This window comes from Rhodoferax sp. GW821-FHT02C08 (assembly GCF_059421805.1).
The window spans coordinates 1-1,012 of record NZ_JBWKVR010000061.1 but is presented as its reverse complement, the minus strand read 5'-3'; the positions used below and the strand labels follow the sequence as shown (position 1 = coordinate 1,012).

The window sequence follows — 1,012 nt, the reverse complement described above, 5'->3', positions numbered from 1 at the left end:
CGTGGCGGGAGCCACAGCCAGAATATCCGACGTCAGGACCGTGGCGGACGTGCTGTTGCTACCACCACTACTAATGCTGCCACCGTTACCGCGGCTATTCGCAATAGCCGCCGCATTGGCCGGGTTGGCGAAGGTGGAGGCGCTGGCCGCCTGTGCCTGGCGGGCCACCTCCTTCTCTGCGGCCGCCTTCTGCGCAGCAGCAGCTACTGCCGCTTTCTCTGCAGCGGCTTTCTCCGCCGCCACCGCCTGCTCGGCTTTCACCTCCGCCGCCGTCCTGGCGATCTGCACGTTGACGTGGCCCGCGTTCACGCTCAGGCTGCCCACCTCCAGCTGGTTGTAGTGGGCGGTCTCGGCGCTGCTGCCTTGGTCGCGGGACTTGCCGAGCATCTCGTCGCCGCTGGAGCTGGTGTGCGCCAGGTATTGCGTGGTGGTGACCAGGTTCAGGTTCAGCGTACCGTCTGTGCCCGCGTCCAGGCTGAGCTTGCCGGGGGTCTTTGCCTGTACACCGGCCAGGGTGATGCTGCCGTTGGTTCCCGTGTCACCCGTGGCCTTGATGTCGATGTTCTGCGCGCTCAGCGTGGTGGCCGCCAGCGTGGTGTCTTGCTGGTCCTGGGTGCCTTTGGTCTTGGGGGTGATGCCCGTGACGTGCGGACCGATGCTGAGACCGCCACGGCTGCTGCTGTTTTGTTCGCTGGCGCTGCTGGCGTTCAGGCCCGATTGCAAGTTCACATCCGCCCCTTGCAGCGTCAAAGTCTGGCCGGCGCTGAGGTTGGAGGCGTAGACCACCAGCTGGTTACCCGCCACCAGGGTGGTATTGCCCCCGCTGGCGATGGTGCTGGCGGTCTGCGTGGTCTGGCTGCTTTGTGTGGCGTGGCTGTTTTTGGCTTTCAGGTCGATGCGCTCGGCCGACACCATCAGGCCCGTATTCTTTTGCTCCATGGCATAGCTGGCGCTGCTGGTGTTTTGCGCGGAGGCAACCACCAGGTTGTTGCCCGCGGCCAGCAGGGTGCTG

General features: G+C 65.3%; 1 protein-coding gene. It reads right to left on the bottom strand.

Annotation, left to right across the window (positions count from 1 at the left end):
• On the bottom strand, nt 1–1,012 hold a 1,012-nt coding region (locus AC07VY_RS26555; protein WP_495100140.1), incomplete at both ends, for a hemagglutinin repeat-containing protein.